Here is a 25980-nt window from a genome sequence, read left to right on the forward strand (position 1 = left end):
CCGCGTCTCGAAAATCTTACTTCCTCGACCTTCTTGCATCTGAAAAATATATGATTCAATTTTGATATGCTGCGAATCTCGTCGTCAGCTATGTAAAGAAAGAAAAACATCTATTGATTTATTTTCTAACTTTTCTTTTTCATTATAGCGCTTCTAAATTTATTAGACAATGTATCTCTAAAATTAATTCCGTGCAAAATGTGAGTTCAAAGTGATATATTTTAACCAAAATAAAGAAACAGTGGTGGTGTAAGGAATGTCAAAGAAGGTGCATGATTTTAATGATATTATTCGGAAATTGCGCAAGAACCTCTTAGGAAAAGGACCTGAAAAAATACATACCGTGTTTGTTGAAAATATGGCTATTTCCACGATGTACGGTAATTTAACACCGACAGAAAAATTCATTGCAAGGTCAGCAGAAGGCAAAGAGATGGTTCATGCGGCAAGAACACGCTTAATCCAAGACGTTTATGCAACGGCTCCTCCAGAAGGGTTAGAAGAGGTGACAGGAGCAAAGTTCGTCCATCTTTTTTCTGATTTTAAAGTAGATGAAGACATGGCCGTTTCTGTATTTGTGTTCGATCAACCGATCGCCTAAGGGAGGTGAGTCTCATGAAACCTGTTGAAATCAAACGAGAAATTCTTCAGTTTAAGGAAGGGAAAGCATCCCGTCTGGAAGACACTATCGTAACAGAACAGCCTGTAACCATTAAAATAAACGGTGAAGAGTTCGTGACGATGGTCTGCAGTCCGGAGTACATTGAGGACATGGTCATCGGATACCTAGCATCTGAAGGAATTATTAGAAACTATCAGGATATTAAAGACATTTGGGTGCAGGAAGACGGCAGCTATGCGCATGTTACAACAGATAAGCTCAATCCACTGTACCAAAATCTGCAGAATAAAAGATACATCACGTCATGCTGCGGCATGAGCCGGCAAGGGTTTGTGTTCGCAAACGATGCATTAACAGCAAAACGCATGAAGGAAGTACGGGTGAAGATCACTCCGAACGACTGCTACAGGCTGATGAAGGAGATGCAGGATTCTGCAGGACTTTTTAAAAAAACAGGCGGAGTGCACAATGCGGCTCTTTGTGATGTGGACGGAATCATACTGAATCGCATGGATATTGGACGGCACAATGCTCTTGATAAAATCTACGGCTATTGTTTGCGGAATGATATTTTCATAGGGGATAAGATTATTGTGTTCAGTGGAAGGATCTCGTCCGAAATATTACTGAAGGTAGCGAAGATTGGATGTGAGATCGTTTTGTCTAAATCAGCACCAACTGAATTTGCTCTGCAATCGGCAGAGGAACTCGGAATTACAACAGTCGGTTTTATACGAGGAGACTCTATGAACGTGTATACGAGACCAGAGAGAATACAGATGAAATAGGAGACTTGGCGATTGCCAAGTTTTTTTTTGGACAAATGAAAGAAGAAGGAAAAAAATAGAAGTTTGTCGTATTTTACAGGGATATAAGAAATAATGAAAACTAGGGGGAGTAGGCAGTGAGTAAAAAGGTTCTGAGGATCATGGTGCAATCCATAGGAATTATTGGTTTTTTCTTAGCGGTTCTTAATTACCAAACCGGTTGGATGATTGGTTTCTTTTGCTCAGGACTATTATTTCTTTTCTTATTGGACAGGGAGAAAAAAGCATTTGATTATGGCGCCGGATCCCTTTCACTTCTATATTCCTTTTACATCATGCTGGTTACTTTCTATTCAGCGTAATGTGTTTATGACCTGCAACACGAATATAAGGAAAAGCAGCAATAGAATGAGAAAGATGGCTAAATTCGGCCATCTTTTTCTTAAATAATTGAATAAAAATAGTAAAATGTATTTTCTCGTTTTACTTTATTCATTAAAAGTGTGGTATTACATCCTATTTATTCAGGATAAAAAACCGCATTTATTCCAGACTAATGACCCTCGTATCCAGATTTCCTCATGCTTCCTTTCTTCGACAATAAAACACAGCCAACTCTCAATGAATATGGAGAGTTGGCTTTTTGATTTTACCAGTTTCTTTGACCCCATTGGTCATCGGTAACTGTTGCTTTATTTTTGTGACCGCGGCTATCAGTGGTAAATACGTCATCCACATACCAGCCTCGCCAGTTTACGGAACCGTCTGTCTGATAAAGGAAACGTACATATTGTGTCCCATCAGGTAAATCTATATTTTTTTTCATCCATTCTTCATCCTTACCGGTAAAATAATCCGGTAACGTATTCCAGTTCTCGCCATCAGCAGAAACTTGGACGAGTCCTTTATCACTCTCATTTTCGATGCTGTACCAAGTCTTGAAAGAAAGAGACTTTTGATCAGGCTTTACAGAGAAAGTTAAAACGTTAGACAAGTTATCGCCATATCCGGAGAACCATGCCTTATCGCGTTTATGCATGGGGACAGAGATCGCGTCAGCTGCAAGACGTGCTACCTGACGTCTTGTTGCATTCGTTGAAACGGTGTTGCGGGAAGGGTGAACACGATTCGTCAATGTTAATACGATCATCTGGTTTTTTGGTGACACAACCATCGAAGTACCTGTGTATCCAGTATGACCGAGTGTCAGATCACTCGAAAGTGCGTCCATGTACCATCCTTGGTTCAGCTCCCAGCCGAGACCATGAGAGTTGCTAGGGAATTGCGGAAGTTGATTTTCAGTTAATAATCGTACGGTTTCGGGTTTTAGTATTTGTTTCCCTCCGTAAGTTCCTTTTAGTAAAATCATTTGACCGAAAACCGCTAAATCTTTTGCGGTTGAGAAGACACCAGCATGACCAGCTACACCATCAAGACTCCACGAGTTCTCATCATGAACACTTCCCCAAACTAAACCTCGCCCCAGAGCAGGCTGATATTCAGTTGCGGCGATACGACTGCGGAGAGAAGCGGGTGGGTTGTACATCGTATCCTTCATACCTAGCGGCTCCGTGATGTTTTCTTTTACATACGCATCAAGACGTTTGCCAGTAAGTCGTTCTACTAAAACACCGAGTGTGATCAAATTAAGGTCACTGTATGTATACGTTGTACCAGGCGGATTTTTTAGAGGGTTCTTTAATGCAATCTGAAGCCTGTCTTCACGATTCGTACCCATGTTATAAAGAGGGATCCAAGCTGTAAATCCCGAAGTATGCGTCATGATCTGCCGGATGGTGACCTTTTCTTTACCGTTCTCATTGAACTCAGGAATATATTTTCCTACCGGGTCATCAAGGTTAAATAGTCCTTTTTCATATAGCTGCATTGCTGCAGTTGTTGTGAAGAGCTTACTGATTGAAGCGATATCGAAAATCGTATCCTTCTTCATTTCAACAGGATTGTCCATCTCAGTAAACTGATCGTCTGTGTAACGAGTAGAGTAGCCGTATGCATCCCACTTTGCGATCGAACCGCTGCGCGCAACTAAAACGACTGCACCTGGCATCGTACGTTTTTCGATTTCTTGTTCAATAAATGGATCAATAGCTTTTAATGAGGTGCGATTTAAGGAAACGCTTTCAGGAGTTCCCGGATGAAGAACAGATGAAGGCATACTTGGCCGGTTCCAATCACCAGGGTGTGCAGCATTATGTTTGGAAGTATCCTCTGCATGGATGATTGGGGTAACGGCAGAGAAAGCAATAGCCGTACTTAACATTGTGCTGAAAATGACACGTTTTCCTCTCATTTACTCATCTCCTTTATTCTGAAAATTCTTACACTTACTTACAGTAGCAGTCTATTAACAAAGTTGTCTATCGCTCGTACGACCCACAGTACAAATACCTAAAGAATGGATTATTAAATATGTGATGATACGAAAATAGTAAATTTATCATAAAAAAACAGGGACACCTTTACATGTTATCGAATCTTATAAGATTGATAGATTGAAAGGGGATCATATTGTGTTTTCTCAATTAACACCAGCACTCATAACCTTTTTTATTACAGTGTGCATTGCACCACTTCTGATTTTCATTTTGCAAAAATTAAAGTTGACGCAGCCTATTCGGGCAGAACTCCCTGCTGATCATCAAGAGAAGAAGGGGACGCCATTAATGCTTGGAAGCGTATTCCTAGTGGGGGTTGCTGTCGCTTGGCTTAATGACAAAAGTCCGGAAATGCTGTTTCTCGTATGTACGTTTATTTTGTTTAGTTTCATCGGTTTTCTAGACGATTTTTGGAAAGCATCGAAACAAGACCCAGGGGGAGTTTCAGGAAAAACGAAGCTGTATTTTCAATTTGGATTCACGATATTGCTCTTGTTTGCAGGTGTTCAATTATTTGAAATGGATACTAGCATACACATTACTGAATCTCTGCAAATCGTTTTACCATACAGTTTGTATTTCGTAGTCATCACACTGTTTATCGTAGGAACCGCGAACGCGATCAATTTTACTGATGGAATGGACGGGCTTTTAGGAATGGTATCCATCCCTACCTATTTCTTTTTCTTTGTGATCAGCGAACATACAGAGGTTAAGATTTTTTGTCTGGTGATGATCGCAGCTATTTTAGGATTCTTGATCTACAACTTGTATCCGGCAAAAGCGTTTATGGGTGATACCGGCTCACTCGCGATAGGAGGAACACTATCATTTCTAGCAATTATTGAAAAGGTAGAAATTCTAATCCCAATCCTATTTATTATCTATCTAGGTGAACAGCTTTCTGTCATCTTACAGGTTGCTTATTTTAAAAGGACAAAAAAGAAGCTGTTTCGATTTACACCTATTCACTATCACTACAGACTCAAATACGGCTGGTCGGAGAATATGATCGTAACTGTCTTCGCGATGGTATCATGGGCAGCGTGTGCAATTTGTCTAATCTATTACAGGGTATTTATGTAGTTTGAAAAATTAGGAGAGATGATTAATGAATTTAGGCACTCCGATAGCAATAGGTAATACAGCTAAAATTTATTTATTCGACAACAAGATAATCAAGGTGTTTAATGACAAATTCTCAAATTCAGAATCTTTGTATGAAGCAAATAAGCAAAAGATTGCCTATAAGTGCGGACTTCCTGTTCCAAAAGTTTGGGATGTTACAAAGATAGATGGGAAACAAGCAATAATCATGGAGTATATCAACGGTAGAACAATTGGTGATATCCTGTCTGAAAACATGAAGCAAGCAGAATATTACCTAAATTTATCCGTTGAAATACAACAAGCCATTCATATGCATTCCGCTGATTCTCTTGAACTGATGTCTGAAAAATTAACCCGTCAAATTGAGTTGGCACATCCTTTGGACACAAGACAGAAGACGGCATTATTTCAAAAATTAGAGACGATGACATTTGAAAATAAACTCTGTCATGGTGATTTTCATTTGTTTAATTTGATTCTGTCAGATAATAAAGTGACGATTATCGATTGGGTTGATTCGAGTGCTGGGGACATACGAGCTGACGTATATCGTACGTATCTTTTGTATTCGCAGTTTTCAATAGAAATAGCCGATCTGTACCTGCATCTGTATTGTCAGAAAAGTGGATTGTCAAAAGATGAAGTTTTTCAATGGGCTCCAATCATAGCGGGAGCAAGATTGTCAGAAAGCGTTTCAACAGAAAAGTCTGAACGGCTGATAGAAATAGTCAATCAGTTCTGTCCTACATTATAAAAAAAGAGGCATTCCTCACAAGTTTTTGACTTAAAGGGGAGGAGCCTCTTTTTGTTACTCAGGTGTTTGAATTACCAAATCTCATCCGCATACTCGGGGTGATCGATAAAGGGATTTCGGTTGTGCTGGTAGTCTTCATAGATAATGTTGTTTCGGTTTCGTTCCCAGTCATCAACAGGGTCTTGCTCGTTCCACTGCAGCAATATAGACATTTTCCCCATATAAGGAGCCGTTCCGTTATTAACGTTATTGTTCATTTCAAGCTGGGGTTCTCCACTGTCTCCTTCATATCGAACAGCCATGTAAAAAATCATACGTGCCACATCACCTTTTACAGCATCTCTAGGTTCCCATGAATCGCTGTCGTGGTAATTGCCCTTTGCTTCTGAATCCTCTGTTCCTCCGTTATCAAAATCAAGGTTTCCTCTTGAACTGTTTACACTCGCATCAGTTGGCCGTAAATGGTGAAGATCGGTTCCTGGTCCCATCGCTGTACCAAAATTTCCATGAGATTTTGCCCAAACATGCTCGCGGTTCCAATCATTAACACCTGAACCGTTTGAGTTTTTACTTTGAGAACGACCTGTGTAGAGTAAAATCACATTGTTGCTGTTGTTCGGGTCTTGGTCGGTGACTTTTAACGCTTCCCAAACTGCAGAGTAAGAGAGTTCTGTATGGTCATCGATAATGTTATGAAGAGCCGTTTTTAAAGCAACTCCTGTTTTGCCTCGAGCTGGATCGTAATAAGAATCATCATAAGTTGGCGGATCAGTTGGTTCAGTCGGCGGATCCTCAGGGTCAGAGCTAGATGTTTTCTCCATTGCTGTTTGATCTTTTAATCCAGGGTGTGAAAAGTACGCGGTAAGATTTCCGGTTACTTTAATAACAGTACCTTTTAAACTTGGATTTGTTTTTAAACCGAATGTGGATCGGAAGGAAGCAGGTATCTGTACGTAAACCATATTTGCAGTGTTTGATTCAGATTCACTGTCTGCAAGGGCAAGAGCATAATCGTTTGGATAATTGCTTGTTACGACGGTTGAGGCTGCGGTAGGTTGTCCTACGACATACCCTTGTACAGCTTTCACACCGTTATTTTGATTGGAAATCGCTTGTGATACAGAGTAAGGGGAATTGGATGTACCATCTCCAGTAGCCTGAAGAGTCGGGATAAAGGTTAGCGTACTTATTGCTAGAGCAATCACAACGGAAAAAAGTGAAAGGAACTTTTTGTTGCCGTGCCTTTTCATAACCAACACCTCCATCATTTTTTTGAAAGGGGGACAGACCCGGGGTCTGTCCCCCTTTCCTTTATTAAGCGAAATGCTTTATTTCTAGGGTGAAATTTCTCAATGTTGGTGATAGCGTAATCATGTTATATCAAATGTATTAATCCCATTTTACAAGGTTGTAAATTTTATCCACAGTTACAAAGGAACGAAATATAGTGTTTGAAAAAACAGTTAGAAATGCCTACTTATATCGAAAAAGACGTTTATATCGCTACTCATATGCTTCATTTATAACCGTTAGTTCAGCCAATTCAAATACAGTTTTAAGTTGAAAAGCAAATACTTTCGTAATATTCTTACAACATATTGAAAGCGTTATTATTCCTCAAAAATATATAGAGCTTGCTAACAACATTTGAAGGAGGACTTATCATTGAAAAAAAGTATTTTTAAAAATCTCACGTTTCAAGTTTTAACTGCTATCGCTATAGGTATACTTGTTGGTTTAATCTGGCCGGAAGCCGGAAAGCAGATGAAACCAGTAGGAGATACGTTTATCAATGCCGTAAAAATGGTTATTGCTCCAATCATCTTTTTGACGATTGTTCTTGGAATCGCCAAAATGGGTGACATGAAGAAGGTAGGCAAGGTCGGGGGAAAAGCTTTTATTTATTTTGAAGTCGTAACAACACTCGCCCTCATTATCGGATTAATTGTAGTAAATGTATTAAAGCCTGGTGCAGGGTTGGACTTTGATAAGCTTCAAAAAGGAGATGTGTCACAATATACATCTAACGGAGGAGGCAAGATCGACTGGATCGAGTTTTTCACACACATCGTCCCTAGCAACATGGTTGATGCATTTGCCAAAGGAGACATCCTGCAGGTTCTTTTCTTTTCCGTTCTTTTTGGTGTCGCCTTAACTGCTTTAGGGGATAAAGGCAAAATCATCATTGAGTTCTTCGATAAACTGCTTAACGTCTTTTTCAAAATTGTTGGCTATATTATGAAAGCTGCACCTCTTGGAGCGTTTGGTGCGATGGCTTTTACAATCGGTAACTTTGGGCTTGAATCATTATTGCCGCTAGGAAAACTAATGATGTCGGTTTACATAACTATGTTCTTGTTTGTGTTCATCGTACTGAACATCATCTGTAAAATGAACGGATTCAGTCTTTGGAAGTATTTGAAGTTTATAAAAGAAGAGCTGCTCATTGTTCTAGGTACAAGCTCATCTGAATCTGTATTACCGCGCATGATGAACAAGATGGAAAAGTTCGGCTGTTCAAAATCAGTAGTGGGTCTCGTCATCCCGACGGGTTACTCATTCAACTTGGACGGAACATCGATCTACCTATCTATGGCCGTTGTCTTTTTGGCACAAGTGTTCAACATTGACCTTAGTTTGACGCAGCAGATCACGATCATCGCCATTTTGATGTTCACATCAAAGGGAGCAGCTGCCGTTACAGGTGGGGGATTCATCGTACTTGCATCAACTCTTTCAGCTATGTCTGTTATTCCGGTAGAAGGGTTAGCATTATTACTTGGCGTAGACCGTTTTATGAGTGAAGCACGTGCGATCGTAAACTTAATCGGAAACGGAATCGCGACAATTGTTGTTTCAAAAAGCGAGAACGAATTTGATGAAAGTCAGAGCGAACAAGCGTTGAAAGAGTTGACTTCTGGAAAAAAAATAGCGGTATAAACAGGATGGGCTTTAGTTGAAAAAAGACTAAAGCCTTTTCTTTTTAGTATGGTATAGGTAAGTACTCATTTTTATATTTTACGCTGTTTTCTAAAAGATTGTTGCTATTAAGAGGTTTTCAAGCAGTTCTTCTTTGAAAAGTTAATTGGGCTCGCCGCACACCTGAGGAAAGCGAGCCACTGCAGAGGAAATTAACATCATCCAAAAGCAACAAAGTTTACGAAAAAAGCTATATTTTAAGAGGTGAGAAGAAATGTTAAGAAAAATGCTAAACATCAAACATCCAATCATTCAAGCTGGAATGGCTGGCGGCCCAACAACCCCTGAACTCATTGCGGCAGTTAGTAATGCTGGGGCACTTGGTACATTAGGTGCAGGGTATATGCCGCCTGAAGATATCGGTGCAGCAATTGCACATATTAAAGAACAAACGGAAGCTCCATTTGCTGTTAATCTATTTCTCCCGCAGTCTTATGAAACAAATGAAAAGCAGATTCTGAACATGCAAGCACACTTGAATCACTATCGAAAAAAGCTTGATATTCCAGAAATACATACGATTCCTGACATGAAAGATATTTTTGAACGGCAGCTCGAGGTTGTGATTGAAACAGGAGTGAAGATCGTCAGTTTTACCTTTGATCAGCCATCAGCAGAACTGGTGAAAAGGCTGAAGAATAAAGACATTCTTGTAATCGCAACTGCGACGAATGTAGAAGAGGCAAAAGTACTTGATAAGTTAGGCGTTAATGTTATTGTTGCACAAGGAAGCGAAGCGGGAGGACACCGGGGAACGTTCCTCTCAAAGGAAAACGAAGCTTTGATCGGAACGTTTGCGTTAGTTCCGCAGATGGTTGACGCAGTAAGTTGTCCGGTTATCGCAGCTGGCGGCATCATGGACGGAAGAGGATATGCTGCTGCTTTATCGTTAGGGGCATCAGGCGTTCAGATCGGAACGGCATTTTTAACCGTTACCGAAAGTGGAGCAAGTGACATCCATCAGCAAGCAATTCTTTCAAGTAAAGATACGGACACGAAAATCACGAAGGCTTTTTCAGGAAAAAGTGCCAGAGGCTTTAAGAACGAGATGATGCTGGAGCTTGAGAAAATTCAAATTGAAAACTTGCCGCCTTATCCTATCCAGCACATCCTGACTTCTGACATAAGAAAAGAAGCAGGGCGAAGAAAAAACAAAGAAATGCTTTCAATGTGGGCTGGGCAAGCATCAGCAATGAGTAAAAGACAGTCGGCTAAAGAATTGATTGAAACAATAGCTGTAGATTGCAGTAAAATAATTTCAGAACTGCACAGACAACAAACATGAAAGAGAAGAATATTCGCTAAAGTGGAAAGAGAAAAAAGCGGTCCGAGAGTGATTGATTTTACTTTTGAATCGCTTTTTTTCTTTTTCATAACGGTCTTTTTTGTCCAATTTCATAATAGTTATATTACAAGTAATGGTTTGACATCACACTTTTAGAGGAGGGCAATCAGATGAGTCTGCTTACAACGTTCACTCCGTATGTTGGTCTTGCTGTGATTTTGTATGCCATTCGTCAAACGAATCGTGTTTCTAATCGGTATATTCCGATTTTCGCGGTTGTATTAGGAGTACTTTATGCTTTCTGGCAAGATGGTAAAGCCACTCCAGCTGGATTATTAGTAGGGCTTCAGTATGCTTTATATGGGATAGGAACGGTTGCCTCTATCAAATATTTTATAACCAGCAACGGAGCGGGTAATAAAGGGGCCACTAGCAGCGGTAAAAGCAGCTGACAATTTTTCAGAACTATTAAAAAGTTTATTGCCTTACTTTTCTATATCTGATAATATTAAAGACGTTTACAACTACAACAAACTAAAATGAAGAATTTGCAAGCACTGCACATTTTTTATTTTATTAATGAATAATGATGAATGATTTCTCTGCACGTGTATGTAGAGATGTTAGGCAACATTCGAATGAAGCTTATCATTGTATAAGTTTTTTTGAATGTTGTCTTTTTATTTGTTTGTTGTAAGGGTAAGTGTATAGAAAGGTTAACTAAATTAACAATTGAAAAGGGGGAATGAAGAAATGAAGAAAACGAAAAATCGCTGGCTCATCGCTTTATCTGCAGTAGGAATTCATCTTTCTATCGGATCTGTGTACGCATGGAGTAACTTTACAAATCCTTTGATCGACAAGTTCGGGTGGTCTGCTTCACAAGTACAGATGACTTTTAGTATTGCCATTTTATTTTTAGGATTATCTGCGGCTTTCCTTGGTCATTTTGTTGAAAAACACGGTCCGAAAAAAGCGGGTATGCTGGCAGCTATTTTCTTCGGTATTGGGATAGCGGGTTCTGGATTAGCAGTAAACATTGGGTCATTGCCATTATTGTATGTGTTTTACGGAGTGCTTGGCGGGATCGGACTTGGAGTCGGGTACATCGCTCCAGTATCAACGCTAATCAAATGGTTCCCTGATCGCCGAGGTTTGGCAACGGGACTAGCCATCATGGGTTTTGGATTCGCAGCGGCTATCAGTTCTCCAATCATGGATTCACTGATAAAATCAGCAGGTGTAGCGAATACATTTTTCATTCTTGGAATTGCTTATTTTGCTATCATGACATTATCTTCTCTTTATCTAGAAAAACCTCCTGAAGGCTGGCTGCCAGAAGGGTTCCAGGAAAATGTAGATAACGGAAAAGTGAAAATTAAAAAAGATCTTTCACAATTAACAGCAAACGAAGCAGTAAAAACGCGCCGGTTCTATTACTTGTGGATCATGCTATTTATCAACGTGACTTGCGGAATTGCGATTCTATCGGCAGCAAAACCATTGGCGCAGGAAAGCATAGGGCTGTCAACAGCTGAGGCGGCAGCACTTGTCGGTGTGTTAGGTTTATTTAACGGGTTTGGCCGAATCGGCTGGGCAACAATTTCCGATTACATTGGACGTCCTAATACGTATACTACATTCTTTGTATTACAGATTGTATTGTTCTTCTTTTTGCCTCATACAACATCGGTCATGCTTTTTCAAGTAATGCTTGCGGTTGTTTATACATGTTATGGTGGAGGGTTTTCTTCCATTCCAGCGTATATTGGCGACCTTTTTGGAACAAAAGAAGTGGGTGCGATCCACGGTTATATTTTAACAGCTTGGGCTGCGGCTGGTCTTGCAGGACCATTATTCGCAGCTTGGATTAAAGATACAACTGGCTCATACGCAAACAGTTTATCCTTTTTCTCAGGATTGTTCGTAGTGGCACTCATCGTTTCGGTTTTGATCCGATTTGACATCAAACGATTAGAAGCTAAACAAAAGAATACAGCAGCATAAAATAGTGAATGGAAAGGAGCTGGAAATTGGCTCCTTTTTTTATTTGACCGACATGTTTCGACGTGAACCCTTCGAATGTTATTATGTTCATTTAAGTTATTGAAAAAGATGTTAATAGGAAAGAACTCATATCTTGTACAGGAGTTCTTTGTTTATATATAGCAACAAAGGGAACGGTTTAAAAAGGAGTGAGAAAATGTCTAGATCACGTCGCAACAGCAGCAGGAACAAAACAAAAAAGCGCAATGTTGTCTTATTCAGCGCACTAGGTGCAGTTCTCATAGGATTATTGTTTTTACCGAAAGATGCTCTATTAATGGGAAATGATGATAAATCAGAGAAACATCAAGTTAAAGAACCAAAACACAGTATTGTAAAACTTCAGCCTGATGGAACAACGAAAGAAGAAAAGAGTTCTGATAGTGAGAACAAGCAAAAGAATGATTCAGAAAGCGATGATTCCTCAAATAACAGCAATATAGATCAGAATAAAGAAGCTGATAAAAAGCAAAAAGCAGAAGAGGCTCAAAAAGCAGAAGAAGAAGCTCAAAAAGCTGCAGAAGCCCAAAAAGCAGCAGACGCGAAAAAAGCTGCTGAAGCCAAGAAGAAACAACAAGCAGCAGCAGACCAGCCAACAATCAACAAGCCGATCGGAACTTCCCAAACTGGACCGCATACGTCTAGTTATGAAGAAGGAAGCGTCGATTGGAATGAAAAACTTAAAGCGATTCGATTAGCAACAGGGTTAGATGAAAACATGACAGTGTGGAAAATTGCGAATGGCGGAAGCCCGCAAAAATCTGTCGCTGAAGTAAGTCCAGACGGAAAATCTGACCAAAGATATACGGTAAACCTTGAATGGGTCGATAAAAAAGGCTGGAAAGTAACAAACGTACAGAAGTAAATGAATGAAGCAGTCCCTGAGAAATTAAGGACTGCTTCTTTTTGTGCCGTGTTGAGTAGAGTGATCGTATTTCAGGGAAAGCGCTCGTATTTTCAAATCCTATACGAATCTTTCAATGCATCCTGCTAGTATCTTCTGTATTTCTTCTTCATCCATCGTTATATCCACTCCACAAGGGCCGTTCATTGCCGAAATACAAAGATTTCTTCCGTTTTCGAGTTCGAAAACTACTGCATGATCATAGTTTAGCTGCTCCATATCTGTTTCAAATTCTTTTGAAAAGATAGACATACCCATCACATGAGATTCAATCAAAATTTCTGTATTAGTCAGGTTTACCTTTTTATCCTCATCATCTACTTCAAAAATAAAGGGAGCTGGGTTTTCTTGTTTCTGAATAGAAATCTTCCAATATTCTTCATTGTGCTGGGTTTCAAGCACTCGACAGCTGAATGCTAAAATCTCTTTTTGTTCATTAGTTAAAAAGACCGTTGCGTAAGATTGGTAAGGGGTCAGATCACCATGATCATGACTAGTAATGGAAGAACCGAAAATAGAAGTCATTTGTTTCCCTATCATATTTTTGAGGAGATCGATTTCATTTTTGTCAAATTTGGCTTCATATTTTTTCATCCGAGCACTTCCAATCAAAGATTTACTTGGAGAACATATCCATTGAAAAAGCAATTAGAAAGGAACCTGCAGCTAGAGCTACAAGGCCTAAACTCACAATGCTTGTTAGTAAATCCGGAATAAGAAGGAAACTGTAAATGGATCCGCTCGAGCCTGCTAACAGAAAGACGATCGCGAAAAAGTATTTTATTCTTTTCTTTTTTGGAGCGTAAATCTGAATGGCATAGAAGATCAAGAACATAAAAATTGAGGCGCCTACAAGCAATGCAATCATATATTCCATCATTTAGCCCTCGCTTTTAAAATAAATCGATGCTGTCTTACATCAAAATACCCTTTCGATTGAATCATTAAATGGATACTATAAAGTTCTTCTATATAGTTATCTCTTTGGAAATCTGGCATCTGCCATGGAATCGCTTTTAAATAATATAGAAGAGCTCCAACATCATAAAAACGCTGTACCGGAAATTCTTGTTTCGCTTCCAACACATCAAACCCGTGACTTTGCAGCTGGTGCTTAGCAAAAGAAAGATTCCAATGAGAAAACACATCATTCAAAGGAACTCCAAAATGTTCATTGAGTTCTTTACAATCCGTACCGCCAACTTGCTGTGTCAAAAAAATACCATCATCCGAAATCACGCGGCGGACTTCTTGTGGTGAATATTCCTCATGTTTGTTGACGATCAAATCGAATTGCCGATCAGAAAAGGGAAGAAGATTATCCTCACCGATTTGGTGAACTTTCACACCTAAAGGTTCTAATCTTTTTTTCGCAATCGGCACATTAGGGGGATAAGCTTCTGTGGCACAAATCATCTCGGGAAAAGGCTGGAATTTTGATAAAAGTTCACCGCCGCCAGTTCCCATATCAAGCATTGAACTAGCATTCTGAACTAACGGTATCACCATACTGCCATACGACCAGGAAAGCATGCTGCTGCTCACTCGGCCAGTCTCCGAAATAAAAGAAAAATCCCAGCCGGAAAAAGGCTTCTCCGCATCTTTTATATACATTTCAAACTCTTTATCCCGTTTCATTTTTGCACCTCCGTATTGTTTCAAAATAAACGAACCACAAAAAACGGGAGGTCCTCTGCAAAAATAGCGGTTTTATATGTCATGTTCAAATGAATTCATGCTGTTCTCCTTTGGTTATAAAAATTCATCGTTTAATTGTAATATTATTCTTTCTTTCAAACGAAACCCCTTCTAAAATCCATAAAAAAGGGAAATGAGGGACTTTGTCGAAAAAAAGGAGGAGAACGAACTGGAATGATTAAATAACAGAAAAATGGAGGATTCCATTATGACTCATCAAGCATTAACTATGTATGACTATCACGTTTGGGCGAATCAAACCTTGTTTAACCGGTTATTAGAACTTCAAAATGATGTTTATCATCAGGAAGTGAAAAGCGCTTTTCCATCCGTATCAAAAGTAGTTTCCCATATGTTTATTGTTGATCAACTCTGGTTCCACATCATTTCTGGAATAAGTATGAGTGATGCACTGGAAATCGAAAAAGTAGAAACAGATACGAAGAACATAGAAGAAATGACTATGATGTTTAGTAAATTAACGGGGCAGTATAAAGGTTTTTTGAACGAACAAGAAGATTTGGACAAGAGGTTAGTGCTTGATACACCATGGGCAGGGCGAAGAGAAACGAGTCTTGCTGAAATGGTGATGCACCTTGTTACTCATGGCGCTTACCATCGCGGAAATATAACAGCGATGCTTCGCCAAATGGGTTACGCATCTGTTACAACAGACTTAACGAGTTATTGGTACAAGTAAACGGATTAATATACTTTACAGGGTGAAATGGAGTGAAGAAAGTTTTAATCATTTTACTCCTATCTATCTTTGTTTTCATTGGAGCTAGAAATGTATGCTCTTTTAATATTGGCTCTGATAAAGTAAGATGTTGCCCGTAATTTTGGTTAATCCCTTGTTTAACTATGCTGCACGTTAGCTCAAAAAAAAGGGGACTGCCGAAGCAGCCTATCGTTGTTGAACTATTTCATCTGTTAGTTTTCTAAATTCCATAATTCTAAATCATACTTTTTAGTAACTAAAAACCCAAAATACTTATATTTAACTGTCATACTTTTGATTGGTTCCTTTTCAAACTCCATTTTTATTCCATAATAAATTGGTGTATTTTCTTTTCTATTAAAAGCGTCAGTAATTTCTTTTTTGTTTAACTTTGGTTTAATGGGTGCTGCGTCAACTTTCATAAACTTAATCATTGGATTATCAATACCACTTTGTACTAAATGTTCAGTATCATAACTAATCCCTAATGCCAATTCTTTAGGTTGTTTCCTATGATTCAAAGTGACTTCTTTTATTGTTATCCTCTTAAGACCTAAGTTATAAAATTGAAAAACTATTTCCTTTTTTCCATCTTCCTTAGTGCTAGTAGAAACCCCATCAATCCGGATAGGGTAACTTAATTGAACAAATGTAAAGAATACAACACCAATAAGTAATAGGATCAAAGTAATTACTATTAATTTTGATTTTTTTATCAACCTATCACCCCCATTTTACCTCGCTTGTATACTTACGAATGTACTCCATCAACCTTTGTGAATTTCTCTATTTAACAAAACTGCATTTCAATTGAATAAGGAAACAAAGTATTCCTCATTAAATTTGTCTGAAGGATTTGTTCATTTGATAAACGATGTTCGCAATGGAGGGGACGGACGAACCCTTCTTAAACAATGAATGTTCTACTTCAAGAAATTGAAACTAGGCTAAAAAAATTATTAAGACACTGGTCGGAACATCCTTGAATTGACCCAACCATTGAATGAATTTTGCATGATAACCATTTATGATAATATGACCAGTCTTCCTTGCAATAATCAGTTAGTGTTCGACTATGTTCCCAAGCGTCTGTAAAAAGTATGCTAACTGGTTGCAAGAAATGCTCGATTAATTCACTGCTTTGGGTTTTACGATGCGTCCTTTATCACAAAAGCAAAATACTAGCGAAAAGGTGGTTGCCTTTTCTTTTGATGATGGTGCGACTAGGAATACATATCAGGTATTTAAAGTATCGAACCTGGCTCGATTATATTGCTGTACGTCATGTATGACAGCTGAAAAGAATCACTGGAATCGTTAAAAAGAATCGTGGAAAGTTTAAAAGTGAAGGGATATAAATTTAAAACGGTTTCTGAAATGGTGGAATAAAAAAAGGAGCAGACTCGTTAAAGAGTCTGCTCTATTCTATTTTGTAATAAGAACAGGAACATTTGCGTCGTGTAATACCTTTTGACTGACGCTTCCAAGTACGAATTTTTTCAGTCCAGTCAGTCCTCTGCTTCCAATGACGATGAGATCGATGTTATATCTCTCTGCATAGGCACAAATCGTATCAGAGGGAGCTCCATTAAGCAAAGCGGTTCTTGTCTCGACTTCAGGGGGCACTTGCATTTGCGCTTTGTGCAAGATTTCCTCGCCATGTGTCTGCTCAGCTTTTTCAGCCTCAATCACTTCTTCCCGAACCATAGAAGTACTTGCAACGCTTAGCGGATATACACCGCCATATAATGGCAGAGGGGATTCGTGCATCACGTGAAGAAGCGTCAATTCTGCACCTGAATTTTTTGCGATTTCAGAGCCGTTTCTCAATGCTTCAATGCTGCCTTCTGAACCATCAATTGCAACGAGAATTTTTCTGTATAACATCATATGTTCTCCTTTCTTATAAAAATAAATTAAAAGGCAGAATATTTTGAAAATAGCCTTTGTTTAAGAATACCCTTTCATCAGAAAATCAAACAAAAACCATTCCCTCTCTTTCCAAAACTTAAACACCTAGTGAAAGGTTGAATAAATAAATTACTATGAAAAAATGAATCAATTTCCTTCAAAGATTATCTTATATCCATTTTTAAATTTATTTTTATGTCACAAAATAAACCACTTTCTCGTCTTGTTTGTAAAATCAGAAAGTGGTGATTCATTTGAATAAATTTGATGTGGCAATTGTTGGCGGAGGAATCTCTGGATTGACGGCTTCAATCTATTTAGCGAAGGCTGGTTTATCTGTTGCCGTTTATGAAAAAGGAAAAGAAGTTGGCGGGCGTGCCCAATCCGTAAAGAAAAATGGTGCGATGCTAAACCTTGGGGCACATGCCATTTACAAGGGGGGAGAAGCAGAAAAGATTTTGAAAGAATTAGGTGTGACTGTATATGGCGGAACTCCGGATACGAAAGGGGATGCAATATGGATTGGCAAGCTGCATGCTCTGCCTAGCTCTTTAACATCGCTCTTTACAACACGATTATTATCCTGGTCCGGAAAAATGGAATTGGGTAAAATGATAATTCGATTGCAAAAGCTGACTCCTGAAAAGATACCGCATATCAGCTTGCGGGATTGGGCAGAAAGTGAGATTACTGATCCGATGGTCCGTCACATCTTTTATGCTTTATGCCGAACGGCAACGTATGGTATTGATTTTGAACGTTTACTTGCCGGCGCAGTACTTAAGCAATTGCAGCTTGCATTGAATGGTGTCACATATGTAGACGGCGGTTGGCAGTCAATGGTCGTTAGCCTGCGAGATAAAGCACTAAAAGCCGGAGTCACTATTCATACGCAAAAATCGGTTTCAGCGATTGAATATGAAAATGGCAGCCATCATGTGCAATTTAATGATGGAGATCAGATAGAAGCTCTATTCGTAATTGTAACGACGGGGCCAAATCAAGCGAACAAAGTTGTTAAAGGGGCAGAACATTCTTCTCTTCATGAGTGGAAAGAAAAATCGTTGCCTCTTTATGCGGCTTGCCTGGACGTTGTACTTAAAAAGCTTCCTATGCCGAGTCACAATTTTGCGATTGGGATTGACCAGCACATTTTATTTACGAACCAGTCACGTGCTGCGAAATTAACGGATGATGGTTCTGTTGTTATAAATGTTCTGAAATACCTTGGATTCGAAAAAGAAGTGAACGTGAAAGCAGTTGAACAAGAACTGGAACAAGTTATGGATCTCATGCAGCCTGGGTGGAGAGAAGAAGTAGCAGCGCGACAATTTATACCTCATATCACCGTTGTTCAAAATACTGCTACGGTTCACACATCGTTTTTGGATCCTGCAGTTCCTGAAATTCCAGACCTATATATGGCAGGAGATGGAATGGGGCATGGAGAAATGTTGGTGGACGCAGCATTTGCGAGTGCCAAACGTGCCTCAGATAAAATCATTCAGAAATCCGCTTTCAATAAGATAAGAAAGGAAGCTTAAAGATGCTCGAATCTAGTACTGTAAGTCTTTTTACATCCTATCAGCCACTGTTGTTTTCCCTGGCATACCGTATGCTTGGCAGTGTCCAGGATGCAGAGGATATTGTGCAGGAAGTGTATATTACGATGAACGAAAAATCAGTACAGAACGTTCAAAACGTGAAAGCGTATCTTTGTAAAATTGTAACGAACCGTTGTATAGATGAGTTGAAATCAGCCAGAAAGAAGCGGGAAACTTACGTGGGACCCTGGCTGCCAGAACCAATTGTGAATGAGAAGCTGGAATCAGATCCAGCAAATAAGTATGTCATGAAAGAATCCATTTCCACAGCTTATTTGCTTTTATTAGAACAACTTTCTGAAACCGAGCGAGCCGTGTTTCTTTTACGGGAAGTGCTTCAATATAATTACGAAGACATTGCTGATGCAGTTGGAAAGACTAGTGCCAATTGCAGGCAAATTTTTCTGAGAGCGAAAAATGCATTAGGAGCTCATCCGGAATATCACAAAAGGCCATCTGAAAAAGCTGTTACCATTACAGAACAGTTTGTTTCTGCAATCACTTCTGGCGATGTTAGCACATTATTACGACTATTGGCAGTGGATGCGAAACTTCTTTCGGATGGCGGCGGAAAAACGAAGGCTGCCTTATTGCCGATTTTGGGTGCTGAACGTATTGCTCGTTTTTGTATGGGAGTTATGTCGAAAACAACACAGAAAATCACATATACCCTTCAACAGGTTAACGGGGGACCAGGAATGCTCATCTACATGGATGGTCGATTGTACGGTGTTATTTCGTTCAACGTACAAAATGAACAAATCCAAGATCTGTATTTTATCGTGAACCCGGAAAAACTTGTTCATGTGAAACAGGTACAACGATGAAGATTCAAAAAAGAATATTCATTCAAGCGCCGTATCTACCAAAAATCCGTTCAAGGAAAAAGAGTGGCTTTACGCTTTTTATGCCAATTGAAATAAAGAAAAATGACACGAATCTAGAAACTATTCTAAAAGATAATGAAGAATCAACTCGGAGGCACACAATGAATCCAATCCTGCTAGACTTTCCAACAGAATTCACAACTGATAGACTTTTAATCCGCATGCCTATGCCCGGTGATGGCAAGGCTGTATATGAATCAATCAACGCTTCACTTAACGAGTTGAAGCCATGGATGCATTTTGCTCACATTGATCAAACGGAAGATGATGTAGAAGCAAACATTAGAGGCGCACATACGAAATTTTTAAATAGAGAAGATTTGCGTCTGCTTGTCTTCTTAAAAGAAACTGGCGAACTGGTCGCCTCGTCTGGTCTGCACCGGATTGATTGGGATGTTCCGAAGTTCGAGATCGGATATTGGGCGGACAGCCGGCATTCCGGTAAAGGATATGTAACAGAAGCTGTACAAGGAATAACAGAATTTGCAGTAAACGAATTAAAGGCACGACGTATCGAGATCCGATGTGATCGACGGAATAAGAAGAGTGCGGCGATACCTGAGCGATTAGGATTTACGCTAGAAGGCATCTTACGTAATGAATCACTTGCAACGGATTCGACTCTAAGGGATACATGTGTATACGCGAAAATATTTTAGGACCAGTTAAAGAGTTGCATTAGCAGCTCTTTTTTCTTTTTCATTTACCTAATAAATCTGTTCATATAATTATTTTAAAATACAAAAAGTCATTGTATTTCCTTTTTTTATCAATTAGAATAAATCGAATCCTTCTATTTTATAAAGAAAATTTAAATAAAAAGGTGAAAACATGAACGAATTAAAGTTTAGAAATATGCTGAGAAAAACCAAGAGCCAAGACCCTGAAAAACGATTTGAAGCACTGGATGCTTTATTTGAATATAAAGAAACACCGGATTTAGAAGTCAGAGTTGACCTGTTAAAAGAAGTGGTTGAGACAGCAGCGAGTTCTTTTCCTGATCCCGTTGATGTGTGGGACCAGCCCTCTTATTATTTAACTGACTTTGTGTGTGACTATGCAATGCCTGAAGTAGTCGAACATTTAATCAAGTATTTTGACAAACTATCACCTGATGCAAAAGTAAGAGCGTTGGAATTATTTTTAATCACTGAAGATGAAGAGATCTTTTTTGAAATTGAAGATAAAATCGCAACGTTAATACATGAAGAGGAAGTAATTTTGCCAGTCGAACAGCTCTGTGAATACCCTGTCTTCGTGCGCAATGTGGTTGATCAGGTTTTGGATAAATTAAATTCTCCTCATTATAAATACATGATGTATGATTTTATTCTTGCAATCAATGAATCCGGGGTAGAGCCGGGTTACAAGAAACAAAACGTTTTGTCGGTTCTTTTAAAAGATTATCAGGATCTGAGGAGAGAATATCTTTCGTATGACAAAGATTATCAAGCGAAATACGTGTACACATCTTGGAAAGAAGACTATTTTAAACTTCGCTATAATATGAACTTGCTTCTTCAACTCACAAACTATTATTTTACGAATGAGACCGAAGAATTTTTAAAAGAAGCGACACACTTTAACGATCCGGTTATTGCTGCAAAAGCGGTACACATATGTATGGAAAAGAACCTTGATGTTGATAAGGCAATTCTATCTAAATTAGCGGCTGATTTAGAAAGTGCAGAAATGATTTATTGGGACCTGAAATCAAGCAATAAAGAGCATTTATTTCCAAATCAAGAGGACAAGCAGCCTCTCATCGCTAAATCAAAATTATTAACTCATATCGTTTATCTCCGCGATGAAGAAGATCAAATGATAGGAAAGTTTCCTGAACAAATCAATGTTCTAGATTCGATTGAAACGGAAAATCAATACGGACAGCCGATTCGTTATTTTTTAATGAGTTTCAAAGAAAGCGATACAGAATATGTTGGATGGGTAGGCGGATTTTCTCTAGAGGACGGTGATGACACAGCGCATGTATGGGAGGGGACCTATACGGATTTTGTTGAATTAAAATCAAAGTCCATTTCTGAACATAAAGAAGAGTTCTTTTCGAAGAGAGCAGAATTAAGTCAAAAATATCATGAAGAGATCCATTATAAAAGTTCACCTAAACTGCCAACAGGCTTGTGGTTTTTTTATGCGATCCTCATTACGCATTGGGGAAAGATGCTGATCAATGGAATAGACGACGAGATTTATATTTCGATCGGATTTACCGTAATCGGTCTTCTTCTAACCGTTTATGAGCTATGGAAAAAGAAACGGAGCCAAGTTGTAATTGTTGGCCAAGATGTAGTTGTAACGAAAGGCAAGAATAGTAAAGCAATGAAGATTCAGGACATCAAGAAAGTAAAATACAATAAAAAACATGTGCAAATCTACAACAAGCAGAATGATATTCAACTTCTCATCCCTTTTAAGTGGGTAAATTATGATCATTTCTCACATGTCTTATTTGAACATACACAGCATTTGCGTGAGGTCCCTTTTATAGAAGAATAGATACATAGGAGGCTATCACTTGATTAAAGCCATTTTTTTTGATTTGTATGAAACGCTCATAACGGAGTGGAAGGATGAAGTGAAAAAAGCAGTCTATTCGACCAATGATTTAGGACTAGATCCGAAAGTGTTTAAACAAGAATGGGACAGCAGAAGAGCTATGAGAATGGATGGAACTTTCCCGGATCATCAGAGCGTTTTGAGGGATATCTTGAGTGTATACGGTAAAAAAATTGATAATAAAGTGATTGAAGAAGTGCATCAAGAAAGAGTCCGTGCAAAAGCCGTTCCTTTTCAAGAGATGCATCCGGAAGTGATTGAATTGCTTAAACAGCTAAAAACGTTAAATATAAAACTAGGTTTGATCAGCAATTGCGCTCCAGAAGAAATAATGTCTTGGAACACTTGTAAACTGCCAAACTATTTTGACACCGTTATCTTTTCTTATGAAGCAAAGTGTGCAAAACCATCACCGCAAATCTATCATATTGCCTGTGAAAAACTTGGTGTAACACCTCAAGAGTCCATTTTCGTAGGTGATGGAGGATCTGATGAATTATATGGGGCAAGAGATGCAGGGATACAAGCGTTTCAAGCAGCATGGTTTTTGCCTTCACATATGAGTGAGAGAAATAAGGATTTCCCGAAACTAACAAACCCATTGGACCTCCTTGCTCAAGAAAGCATAAAGTCAATTAGCGTATAATCAAGAGCAGGTTAGGGAGGATTCAAAATGACATCAAAAATGCTGCTGTCGATTGTGATAATTTTACTCCTTGTTTCAGGCTGTGGAGGTAAACAGTCCGTTTTAAGTGAAAACGAAAAGAATAAAAGTAAAACGTTTATGCCGAATAAGGAAGACATCGTTCAAGATTCATTCGAATTAACGAATGTGGATAAGTTAGAACAGTTTATTTCAAATATGAGTAACAAACAGCCAAATAAGATTCGAGTCGTCCGTTATCTCGAAGGTGTAAAATTCGATGATCCTGACGTTCCGATGATCTATGATCTTCAATATGTTTATGATATGCAAGCACAAGTAGGCTGGGTTCAAGTGCAGCCTGATGCCAGCCATGTACCTGCAAAACAAGCTGAAAAAGAAATAAAAATGAAGAACCCGCAGCAATGCAGTACGATTACCAAGGACGAAGAAAGAGGCTATTACATGCTGACGGAATGTCATGATGCGTGGGAATACGTCCTCTTTCCATTAGAAGGGGATATCGTCGGGAAAACGAGAGGATCTGGCTGGTAAATGTTGAGTGGGATAAACGAATAGGGATGAATATACAAAACAAAAATGTAGAATCCGCATTTTAAACGATTAAAAGAGGCAGTTCGCTTAGAACAGCCTCTTTTTCTTTATATTGTTCATATATCCAAAACCACGGCCATTTCCTTACCAAATCTGTCACCGTGATCAACAAATCCTAAGCTTGCATATAATTGGTGTGCTCCTCGATTTTCAGGATGATAGCCAACCACGATTCTTTTGGCATTTGTTTTATTAATCAGTTCATCAATCATTAATTTTGTGGCGGTTTTACCGATGCCTTTTTGTTGATAGTTTTTGTCGACCATTATGCGATATATCCAATAACCGTCCAGTTCTTCCATTATGGAGTTAAACATAAGAAAACCAACTGTTTTTCCTTTATAGTAAATGGCATATGGTTTTAAGGAAGGTTCAAATTTAGATTGAGCAATTGAAACCGCATTAGGTTCTATATGACCGGCTTGATGATCAGCAAGTTCTAACGTACAGCATTCATACCAATTTTTTGCATTTAATTCTACAAGTTCTACGAGATTATGAATGATAAATTCCCCTTTTTTCATCTTTGATTTAATTCCTATATGTTCCCATTTAATTTTAACATATTATCATGAAATACCTCTATGTAGATTACTGGAGGTTGTTCATTTTTATGACGATAGAAACGGTTCTTTCGTACTAAATACAAAATATGACAATGGGCTCTATGAAACTCCAAAATACAATTTTCGGTAGTAACATCTCTTTAACTTTCTGAATATTCGTATAAATTTAGAGGAAAGGGTGATATGATGTTGCTTGCTAGCTAATTTACTGAAAAAGGAAAATGGAGGTTTTATGATGATGAAAAGAAAATGGGTTGCGATGGGGATCGCAGCAACGCTCGTATCAGGAGCACTTGGCACACAAGTTTCAGCTGCTTCAAACGAAGTAAAAGTGAAAGCACAAAGTGATTTCGGAACACCCTCATTTTTAGCAGGAAAACTAACCACACCATCAAAGGATGCAGCTCAGAAGGTTCTTTTCGATTACATGAATAATCATAAATCCTCTTATAAACTTGGCAATAAGAAAGCAGAAGATTCTTTTGCTATTAAAGAAAGCACAACAGAAGCAGATGGGACAAAGGTACTTCGGCTTCAGCAGCAATACAACGGCGTTCCTGTTTGGGGATCGACACAAGTGGCGCATGTCACAAAAGATGGAGTGCTGAAAGTTGTATCTGGCTCAGTTGTTCCGGAATTGGACAAGCAGGAAAAATTGCAAAACACCAAAAAGATCCAATCTAAAAAAGCGATTCAGATTGCAAAAGATGCATTGGGAATGACACCTACATTTGAAAAAACACCGAAAGCAGAGCTCGTTGTTTTCATGAAAGACGACGTTGCTCATTATGCATACTTCGTTAACTTAAACTTTTTAACACCTGAACCTGGGAATTGGAATTACTTTTTAGATGCAGCAACAGGTGAAATACTAAACCGATACAACAATATGGATGGAGTATCCGGGACAAGCACGACCGGAACAGGAAAAGGCGTCTTAGGTGACTCAAAAACATTGAACCTTACACTCTCGAGCGGCAAGTATTATATGCAGGACAACACGAGAGGAAGTGGGATCTTGACGTATGATATGAAAAACCGTACGTTCCTTCCAGAGCTTTTTCTTCCAGGAACCCTTTATAGCAGCACAGATAATGTGTTGGACAGCACATATGAAAAAGCGTTTGTTGATGCCCATTACTATGCAGGTGTGACGTACGATTATTATAAAAATACATTTGGCCGAAACTCATATGATAATAAAGGCGCACAGATTAAATCTTCTGTTCACTTTAATAAAAACTACAACAACGCGTTCTGGAACGGTTCACAGATGGTGTATGGAGATGGTGACGGAACAACCTTTATTCCTCTCTCTGGCGGAATCGATGTCGTTGCCCATGAACTTACACATGCTGTGACTGAAACGAGTTCAAATCTTACGTACCAAAATGAATCAGGTGCACTGAACGAGGCATTGTCCGATATTTTCGGGACACTCGTTGAATACCAAAGCAACAACAATCCCGACTTTGAGATCGGTGAAGATGTGTACACCCCAGGCACCGCTGGAGATGCCCTTCGTTCCATGTCTAATCCAGCTAAATATGGAGATCCAGACCACTATTCAGTACGGTACACAGGAACAGGTGACAACGGCGGCGTTCATACAAACAGCGGAATCATCAACAAATGTGCTTACTTGTTGAGTGAAGGCGGAACTCATTATGGCGTAACGGTGACAGGAATTGGACGTGCGAAGCTAGGAGCAATCTTCTACCGCATGAACACTTCTTATTTAACGTCTTCATCCAACTTCAGCCAAGCTAGAGCGGCAGCCATCCAATCTGCAACAGACCTGTATGGTGCTTCATCACAAGAAGTAACATCCGTTACACAAGCTTTCAATGCAGTAGGCATTCAATAATGTTAACAACAGCTGATTCTGAAAAAGG

26 protein-coding genes are annotated in these 25980 nt (G+C 39.0%); 18 read left to right on the plus strand and 8 right to left on the minus strand.

What is annotated here, in order from left to right; translation table 11 throughout:
* Window positions 1-256: 256 nt before the first annotated feature.
* The 3 genes from J2X07_RS02230 to J2X07_RS02240 all read left to right on the plus strand — a co-directional run bounded on the left by J2X07_RS02230 (window position 257) and on the right by J2X07_RS02240 (window position 1751).
* Window positions 257-601, plus strand: a complete 345-nt coding sequence (locus J2X07_RS02230; RefSeq protein WP_310256053.1) for a DUF2294 domain-containing protein — start codon at window positions 257-259, stop codon at window positions 599-601.
* Window positions 602-615: 14 nt separating this feature from the next.
* On the plus strand, window positions 616-1410 hold the full coding sequence (fdhD, locus tag J2X07_RS02235; RefSeq protein ID WP_310256055.1) for a formate dehydrogenase accessory sulfurtransferase FdhD: 795 nt from the start codon (window positions 616-618) through the stop codon (window positions 1408-1410).
* Window positions 1411-1526: 116 nt separating this feature from the next.
* Window positions 1527-1751 (plus strand): hypothetical protein, encoded by a 225-nt coding sequence (locus J2X07_RS02240; protein ID WP_310256056.1) that lies wholly within the window; start codon window positions 1527-1529, stop codon window positions 1749-1751.
* A gap of 287 nt (window positions 1752-2038) precedes the next feature.
* Here the strand turns inward: J2X07_RS02240 and J2X07_RS02245 are convergent, their stop codons facing one another.
* Window positions 2039-3700, minus strand: coding sequence for a serine hydrolase (locus J2X07_RS02245; protein ID WP_310256057.1), 1662 nt, complete (start codon window positions 3698-3700; stop codon window positions 2039-2041).
* A gap of 220 nt (window positions 3701-3920) precedes the next feature.
* Here J2X07_RS02245 and mraY point away from each other — a divergent pair, with 220 nt between their 5' ends.
* Together mraY and J2X07_RS02255 are read left to right on the plus strand one after the other, a co-directional pair.
* The gene (gene mraY, locus J2X07_RS02250) at window positions 3921-4871 is read left to right on the plus strand and encodes a phospho-N-acetylmuramoyl-pentapeptide-transferase (RefSeq protein ID WP_310256058.1); all 951 of its coding nucleotides are present in this window, start codon (window positions 3921-3923) and stop codon (window positions 4869-4871) included.
* 25 nt (window positions 4872-4896) lie between these two features.
* Complete coding sequence (locus J2X07_RS02255; RefSeq protein ID WP_310256060.1) at window positions 4897-5649, plus strand: phosphotransferase family protein; 753 nt, start codon at window positions 4897-4899, stop codon at window positions 5647-5649.
* Between the two features lie 71 nt (window positions 5650-5720).
* On the opposite strand, the gene J2X07_RS02260 is transcribed toward J2X07_RS02255, so the two are convergent.
* Window positions 5721-6899, minus strand: a complete 1179-nt coding sequence (locus J2X07_RS02260) for an endonuclease (RefSeq protein ID WP_310256061.1) — start codon at window positions 6897-6899, stop codon at window positions 5721-5723.
* 427 nt (window positions 6900-7326) lie between these two features.
* Here J2X07_RS02260 and dctP point away from each other — a divergent pair, with 427 nt between their 5' ends.
* The 5 genes from dctP to J2X07_RS02285 all read left to right on the plus strand — a co-directional run bounded on the left by dctP (window position 7327) and on the right by J2X07_RS02285 (window position 12824).
* A complete protein-coding gene (dctP, locus tag J2X07_RS02265) occupies window positions 7327-8589 on the plus strand; it encodes a C4-dicarboxylate transporter DctP (RefSeq protein ID WP_310257368.1) in 1263 nt (420 codons plus the stop codon).
* Window positions 8590-8842: 253 nt separating this feature from the next.
* Window positions 8843-9913, plus strand: a complete 1071-nt coding sequence (locus J2X07_RS02270) for an NAD(P)H-dependent flavin oxidoreductase (RefSeq protein ID WP_310256062.1) — start codon at window positions 8843-8845, stop codon at window positions 9911-9913.
* Between the two features lie 170 nt (window positions 9914-10083).
* Entirely contained in the window at window positions 10084-10365 is a 282-nt protein-coding gene (locus J2X07_RS02275; RefSeq protein ID WP_310256063.1) for a hypothetical protein, read from the plus strand.
* Between the two features lie 301 nt (window positions 10366-10666).
* On the plus strand, window positions 10667-11920 hold the full coding sequence (locus J2X07_RS02280; protein WP_310256064.1) for an L-lactate MFS transporter: 1254 nt from the start codon (window positions 10667-10669) through the stop codon (window positions 11918-11920).
* A gap of 196 nt (window positions 11921-12116) precedes the next feature.
* Window positions 12117-12824, plus strand: coding sequence for a YrrS family protein (locus J2X07_RS02285; protein ID WP_310256065.1), 708 nt, complete (start codon window positions 12117-12119; stop codon window positions 12822-12824).
* 99 nt (window positions 12825-12923) lie between these two features.
* Here the strand turns inward: J2X07_RS02285 and J2X07_RS02290 are convergent, their stop codons facing one another.
* From J2X07_RS02290 to J2X07_RS02300, 3 genes are read right to left on the minus strand one after another with little or no spacing between them, the layout of a single operon-like run.
* Window positions 12924-13457 (minus strand): hypothetical protein, encoded by a 534-nt coding sequence (locus tag J2X07_RS02290; protein ID WP_310256067.1) that lies wholly within the window; start codon window positions 13455-13457, stop codon window positions 12924-12926.
* A gap of 22 nt (window positions 13458-13479) precedes the next feature.
* Window positions 13480-13743, minus strand: a complete 264-nt coding sequence (locus J2X07_RS02295; protein WP_310256068.1) for a hypothetical protein — start codon at window positions 13741-13743, stop codon at window positions 13480-13482.
* The gene (locus tag J2X07_RS02300; protein ID WP_310256069.1) at window positions 13740-14501 is read right to left on the minus strand and encodes a class I SAM-dependent methyltransferase; all 762 of its coding nucleotides are present in this window, start codon (window positions 14499-14501) and stop codon (window positions 13740-13742) included. The genes J2X07_RS02295 and J2X07_RS02300 overlap by 4 nt, the downstream gene beginning before the upstream one ends.
* A gap of 268 nt (window positions 14502-14769) precedes the next feature.
* Here J2X07_RS02300 and J2X07_RS02305 point away from each other — a divergent pair, with 268 nt between their 5' ends.
* Entirely contained in the window at window positions 14770-15261 is a 492-nt protein-coding gene (locus J2X07_RS02305) for a DinB family protein (RefSeq protein ID WP_310256070.1), read from the plus strand.
* Window positions 15262-15494: 233 nt separating this feature from the next.
* On the opposite strand, the gene J2X07_RS02310 is transcribed toward J2X07_RS02305, so the two are convergent.
* Together J2X07_RS02310 and J2X07_RS02315 are read right to left on the minus strand one after the other, a co-directional pair.
* Window positions 15495-16001: a hypothetical protein gene (locus J2X07_RS02310; RefSeq protein WP_310256071.1), complete on the minus strand. Its 507-nt coding sequence runs from the start codon at window positions 15999-16001 to the stop codon at window positions 15495-15497.
* Between the two features lie 706 nt (window positions 16002-16707).
* The gene (locus J2X07_RS02315; RefSeq protein ID WP_310256073.1) at window positions 16708-17172 is read right to left on the minus strand and encodes a universal stress protein; all 465 of its coding nucleotides are present in this window, start codon (window positions 17170-17172) and stop codon (window positions 16708-16710) included.
* A gap of 275 nt (window positions 17173-17447) precedes the next feature.
* Here J2X07_RS02315 and J2X07_RS02320 point away from each other — a divergent pair, with 275 nt between their 5' ends.
* The 6 genes from J2X07_RS02320 to J2X07_RS02345 all read left to right on the plus strand — a co-directional run bounded on the left by J2X07_RS02320 (window position 17448) and on the right by J2X07_RS02345 (window position 23459).
* Window positions 17448-18737 (plus strand): phytoene desaturase family protein, encoded by a 1290-nt coding sequence (locus J2X07_RS02320; RefSeq protein ID WP_310256075.1) that lies wholly within the window; start codon window positions 17448-17450, stop codon window positions 18735-18737.
* A 2-nt stretch (window positions 18738-18739) separates the two neighbouring features.
* Window positions 18740-19624 carry an RNA polymerase sigma-70 factor gene (locus J2X07_RS02325; RefSeq protein ID WP_310256076.1) on the plus strand — a complete coding sequence of 295 codons (885 nt, stop codon included), beginning with the start codon at window positions 18740-18742 and terminating at the stop codon, window positions 19622-19624.
* 161 nt (window positions 19625-19785) lie between these two features.
* Window positions 19786-20343, plus strand: coding sequence for a GNAT family N-acetyltransferase (locus J2X07_RS02330; RefSeq protein ID WP_310256077.1), 558 nt, complete (start codon window positions 19786-19788; stop codon window positions 20341-20343).
* A gap of 172 nt (window positions 20344-20515) precedes the next feature.
* The gene (locus J2X07_RS02335) at window positions 20516-22201 is read left to right on the plus strand and encodes a hypothetical protein (RefSeq protein WP_310256078.1); all 1686 of its coding nucleotides are present in this window, start codon (window positions 20516-20518) and stop codon (window positions 22199-22201) included.
* Between the two features lie 19 nt (window positions 22202-22220).
* Window positions 22221-22907, plus strand: coding sequence for an HAD family hydrolase (locus J2X07_RS02340; RefSeq protein ID WP_310256079.1), 687 nt, complete (start codon window positions 22221-22223; stop codon window positions 22905-22907).
* A 27-nt stretch (window positions 22908-22934) separates the two neighbouring features.
* Window positions 22935-23459 (plus strand): DUF4362 domain-containing protein, encoded by a 525-nt coding sequence (locus J2X07_RS02345; protein ID WP_310256080.1) that lies wholly within the window; start codon window positions 22935-22937, stop codon window positions 23457-23459.
* A gap of 116 nt (window positions 23460-23575) precedes the next feature.
* Here J2X07_RS02345 and J2X07_RS02350 read toward each other — a convergent pair whose 3' ends face one another.
* Entirely contained in the window at window positions 23576-24043 is a 468-nt protein-coding gene (locus J2X07_RS02350; RefSeq protein ID WP_310256081.1) for a GNAT family N-acetyltransferase, read from the minus strand.
* A gap of 280 nt (window positions 24044-24323) precedes the next feature.
* On the opposite strand from J2X07_RS02350, the gene J2X07_RS02355 reads away from it, so the two are divergent.
* Complete coding sequence (locus tag J2X07_RS02355; RefSeq protein ID WP_310257369.1) at window positions 24324-25952, plus strand: M4 family metallopeptidase; 1629 nt, start codon at window positions 24324-24326, stop codon at window positions 25950-25952.
* Window positions 25953-25980: the final 28 nt, after the last annotated feature.

This window comes from Fictibacillus barbaricus, from assembly GCF_031457135.1.
GTDB classification, from domain to species: Bacteria; Bacillota; Bacilli; order Bacillales; family Fictibacillaceae; genus Fictibacillus; species Fictibacillus barbaricus_A.

What these genes read in the sequence shown, in the direction of transcription:
- J2X07_RS02230 (WP_310256053.1), top strand. Translation starts at nt 257, where the DNA reads ATGTCAAAGAAGGTGCATGATTTTAATGATATTATTCGGAAATTGCGC.
- fdhD (WP_310256055.1), top strand. Translation starts at nt 616, where the DNA reads ATGAAACCTGTTGAAATCAAACGAGAAATTCTTCAGTTTAAGGAAGGG.
- J2X07_RS02245 (WP_310256057.1), bottom strand. Translation starts at nt 3,700, where the DNA reads ATGAGAGGAAAACGTGTCATTTTCAGCACAATGTTAAGTACGGCTATT.
- J2X07_RS02255 (WP_310256060.1), top strand. Translation starts at nt 4,897, where the DNA reads ATGAATTTAGGCACTCCGATAGCAATAGGTAATACAGCTAAAATTTAT.
- J2X07_RS02260 (WP_310256061.1), bottom strand. Translation starts at nt 6,899, where the DNA reads ATGAAAAGGCACGGCAACAAAAAGTTCCTTTCACTTTTTTCCGTTGTG.
- J2X07_RS02270 (WP_310256062.1), top strand. Translation starts at nt 8,843, where the DNA reads ATGTTAAGAAAAATGCTAAACATCAAACATCCAATCATTCAAGCTGGA.
- J2X07_RS02275 (WP_310256063.1), top strand. Translation starts at nt 10,084, where the DNA reads ATGAGTCTGCTTACAACGTTCACTCCGTATGTTGGTCTTGCTGTGATT.
- J2X07_RS02280 (WP_310256064.1), top strand. Translation starts at nt 10,667, where the DNA reads ATGAAGAAAACGAAAAATCGCTGGCTCATCGCTTTATCTGCAGTAGGA.
- J2X07_RS02285 (WP_310256065.1), top strand. Translation starts at nt 12,117, where the DNA reads ATGTCTAGATCACGTCGCAACAGCAGCAGGAACAAAACAAAAAAGCGC.
- J2X07_RS02290 (WP_310256067.1), bottom strand. Translation starts at nt 13,457, where the DNA reads ATGAAAAAATATGAAGCCAAATTTGACAAAAATGAAATCGATCTCCTC.
- J2X07_RS02295 (WP_310256068.1), bottom strand. Translation starts at nt 13,743, where the DNA reads ATGATGGAATATATGATTGCATTGCTTGTAGGCGCCTCAATTTTTATG.
- J2X07_RS02300 (WP_310256069.1), bottom strand. Translation starts at nt 14,501, where the DNA reads ATGAAACGGGATAAAGAGTTTGAAATGTATATAAAAGATGCGGAGAAG.
- J2X07_RS02305 (WP_310256070.1), top strand. Translation starts at nt 14,770, where the DNA reads ATGACTCATCAAGCATTAACTATGTATGACTATCACGTTTGGGCGAAT.
- J2X07_RS02315 (WP_310256073.1), bottom strand. Translation starts at nt 17,172, where the DNA reads ATGATGTTATACAGAAAAATTCTCGTTGCAATTGATGGTTCAGAAGGC.
- J2X07_RS02325 (WP_310256076.1), top strand. Translation starts at nt 18,740, where the DNA reads ATGCTCGAATCTAGTACTGTAAGTCTTTTTACATCCTATCAGCCACTG.
- J2X07_RS02330 (WP_310256077.1), top strand. Translation starts at nt 19,786, where the DNA reads ATGAATCCAATCCTGCTAGACTTTCCAACAGAATTCACAACTGATAGA.
- J2X07_RS02335 (WP_310256078.1), top strand. Translation starts at nt 20,516, where the DNA reads ATGAACGAATTAAAGTTTAGAAATATGCTGAGAAAAACCAAGAGCCAA.
- J2X07_RS02345 (WP_310256080.1), top strand. Translation starts at nt 22,935, where the DNA reads ATGACATCAAAAATGCTGCTGTCGATTGTGATAATTTTACTCCTTGTT.
- J2X07_RS02350 (WP_310256081.1), bottom strand. Translation starts at nt 24,043, where the DNA reads ATGAAAAAAGGGGAATTTATCATTCATAATCTCGTAGAACTTGTAGAA.
- J2X07_RS02355 (WP_310257369.1), top strand. Translation starts at nt 24,324, where the DNA reads ATGAAAAGAAAATGGGTTGCGATGGGGATCGCAGCAACGCTCGTATCA.